Below are 3,027 nucleotides of genomic sequence, written 5' to 3' on the forward strand. Positions count from 1 at the left end.
TAGGACTAAGCTGTTATTTTGATTATCCTTTTGGTTACTATTCATCAACGACTTAGTGTTAACAACTGTGCTCTTATTTGCTATGGTAGAAGAGTACTAATGCTGACAGTTATAAGAGTAATTATAGGTGCTGTCAGCGCAGTAGAATCGCAGCACCCGCGATATTTTATGAGCAGTGATAATAATAAATTCATAACCTCTACCTAGTAGATAAGGAAGCTACCATGAGTGATATTTTTAATGTAAAAGACACCTTGAGCGTTGATGGCAAGGAGCATGCTTACTATAGTTTGCCCAAACTTGCTGAGACTTACGACAACATCGATACGCTACCGTTTTGTATGAAGGTCGTACTTGAAAACTTACTACGCAACGAGGACGATGGTCAGTCCGTTGGCAAAAACCACATCGAAGCGGTCGCTAACTGGGACGCAGGCGCAGAAGCGTCAAAAGAGATCGCCTTTATGCCAGCGCGCGTAGTGTTGCAGGATTTCACAGGTGTACCATCAGTTGTTGATCTGGCGGCTATGCGTGATGCGGTCGTTGAGCTTGGCGGAAAAGCGGAGCAGATCAATCCTTTTATCCCAAGTGAGCTGGTCGTCGATCACTCGGTACAAGTCGATGCTTATGGTCGTGAAGACGCCCTTGATCTCAACGAAAAGATTGAATTTAAGCGTAACAATGAGCGCTATGAGTTTTTGCATTGGGGCAAAAATGCCTTTGAAAACTTCGTTGTTGTACCACCAGCGACCGGTATCGTGCATCAGGTCAACCTTGAGTACTTAGCGCGTGTCGTCATGGCAGCGGACGTCAATGGCGAGTTGACCGCGTACCCTGATACGGTATTTGGTACCGATAGTCATACGACGATGATCAATGGTATCGGCGTACTCGGTTGGGGCGTGGGCGGTATTGAAGCCGAAGCTGCGATGCTGGGTCAACCGTCATCTATGCTCATCCCGCAAGTAGTCGGTTTTGAGATGACAGGTAAGCTCAATGAGGGCGTAACGGCGACAGATTTAGTACTGCGTGTCGTTGAGATGTTACGCGCACACGGCGTTGTCGGTAAGTTCGTTGAATTTTATGGCGAAGGCTTACATCAGATGCCGCTTGCAGATCGTGCGACGATTGCTAACATGTCGCCTGAGTATGGTGCAACTTGTGGTATCTTCCCAATTGATCAAATGGCGATTGACTATCTACGTCTATCAGGCCGCAGCGATGATCAAATTGAGCTGGTCGAAAAGTATGCCAAAGCCCAAGGCATGTGGCACGATGCTGACACGCCAGCGGCGACTTATTCGAGCAACTTGCACTTAGATCTATCCTCGGTGCAGCCTGCACTAGCTGGTCCTAACTTGCCACAGCAGCGTATCAATCTATCTGATATGCATGAAAAATTTGGCGAGACATTAGCGAAAATGACTAAAGATCGCAAATCAGAAGTCGAGGGCAAAGTACGCTTTGATCAAGAAGGCGGTGAGCAAGAGCAAGCTGATAGACTCTATGCTAAGCCTAACGTCTACTCTGACGTCAATATCAATGATAAAAAGCACAAATTACGTGACGGTTCAGTGGTTATCGCTGCGATTACCTCTTGTACCAACACCTCAAACCCTGCGGTTATGATTGGTGCAGGCCTTGTGGCCAAAAAGGCTGCTGCTAAAGGCTTAAAAGCTAAGCCGTGGGTCAAGACCTCATTAGCGCCAGGCTCAAAAGTGGTCACAGACTATTTAGAGAAATCTAAATTAATGGAAGAGCTAGAGAAAACAGGCTTTTACTTAGTAGGTTATGGTTGTACCACTTGTATTGGTAACTCAGGGCCACTTTTAGAGGCAATCGAGGATGGCATTGAAGAAAATGATCTCGTTGCCGCTGCCGTACTCTCTGGTAACCGTAACTTTGAAGGTCGTATCCACTCACACGTAAAGGCAAGTTATCTAGCATCACCACCGCTAGTTGTCGCTTATGCGCTGGCAGGTACGGTTGATATCGATCTAACGACGCAGCCGTTAGGACAAGATCAGGAAGGCAACGACGTCTATCTAAAAGACATCTGGCCGACCTCTGATGAGATCAATGAGCTGATTGCCAATAACATCGATGCTGATATGTTCCGCAAAAACTACGGCGAAGTATTCGATGGTAGCAAAGCTTGGAACGCGATTAGCTCAGCCGATAGTCAGCTATATCCTTGGGATGAGGGTTCTACTTACATCAAAAACCCGCCGTTCTTTGATGGTATGACTATGGAGCCAGAAGGTATTCCTGATATCGAAGGCGCGCGCATCTTAGGTCTGTTCGGTGACTCTATTACTACCGATCATATCTCACCAGCCGGTAATATCGATCCTGACTCGCCAGCAGGCAAGTACTTGCAAGAGCGCGGCGTTATGGAAGCGGACTTCAACAGCTATGGCTCGCGCCGTGGTAATGATGCGGTCATGACTCGCGGTACCTTTGCCAATATCCGTATCAAAAACTCGATGATGGATGGCCGCGAGGGTGGCTATACTTACTACTTTAAAGACGACAAAGCGACACTTGCAGACGGCAAAGAGATGGCCATCTATGACGCCGCTATGAAGTATAAAGAAGATAAGCGTCCACTCGTTGTTCTTGGCGGCGCGGAGTATGGTTCAGGCTCTAGCCGTGACTGGGCTGCAAAGGGTACGATATTGCTGGGTGTAAAAGCCGTGTTAACCAGCTCGTTCGAGCGTATTCACCGCTCAAACCTAGTCGGCATGGGTGTATTGCCATTGACCTTTAAAGAGGGCGAGAACGCTGAGACCTTTAACCTTGACGGTTCAGAAGTGCTAAGCATTACTGGTCTGAACAATGGCGAGAGCAAAACTGCTCAAGTTACTGCAACTCGCGCTGATGGCTCAAACGAAACCTTTGAGGTAAACGTAGGCTTACAGACGCCAAAAGAGCGCGAATACGTGCGTCATGGCGGGGTATTGCATTATGTACTACGTCAGCTCGCTGCGGAGAGTAAAGACGCTGCGTAATGATTAATTAGAGCTA

Annotated in this window: 1 protein-coding gene; it reads left to right on the forward strand. The window is 47.6% G+C overall.

The genetic code is table 11. The features are described 5' to 3' along the window. The first annotated feature begins 224 nt into the window (after positions 1–224). Positions 225–3,011 carry an aconitate hydratase AcnA gene (gene acnA, locus ACTXGO_RS11770; protein WP_443542690.1) on the forward strand — a complete coding sequence of 929 codons (2,787 nt, stop codon included), beginning with the start codon at positions 225–227 and terminating at the stop codon, positions 3,009–3,011. Positions 3,012–3,027: the final 16 nt, after the last annotated feature.

Source organism: Psychrobacter sp. T6-1 (assembly GCF_052258445.1).